Below are 511 nucleotides of genomic sequence, written 5' to 3' on the forward strand. Positions count from 1 at the left end.
AGACAGTACGGTTATTGGTCACGGTGCGTATACGGAAGCCAGAGAGTCCGTAGCTATCGGCAGAACGGCTAATGTATCGGGTACGGACAGCGTGCGGTCTACGGCTATGGGCTGGGGTGCACGGGTTTCGAATGCGTATGATGCGACGGCTATTGGTACGGGCGCACAGACGACCGTGAGCGGCGGTGTTGCTATCGGTTCGGGTGCAGATTCTTCCAGAGCTACAACGGATCCCAAATCGGATGCTTATGATGCGGCTTATGCAAACGGAACGGCTATTCATAACCGCAAATACAATCCGACCGTATTTGCAACAGGAGCGACTCAAGGTGCCGTTTCTGTCGGCAATGACATAGAAAAACGCCAAATCATCAACGTAGCCGGCGGTTCCGACGACTATGATGCTGTCAACGTGGCTCAGTTGAAGAATGTCGGTGTGATTGTAAAAGGCAATACGGGCAAATCGGACTTCCTCGTTCACGACGGTTCTCTGAAGGTCGAAGGAACCGGC

The 511-nt window shown here is 53.2% G+C and carries 1 pseudogene; it reads left to right on the forward strand.

The features are described from left to right. Positions 1 to 511, forward strand: a pseudogene (locus PGX78_RS09445) (hypothetical protein); the annotation flags it as partial.

The sequence above is a fragment of the Megasphaera sp. AF13-6AC genome (assembly GCF_027685385.1).
Taxonomy (GTDB): Bacteria; Bacillota; Negativicutes; order Veillonellales; family Megasphaeraceae; genus Megasphaera; species Megasphaera micronuciformis.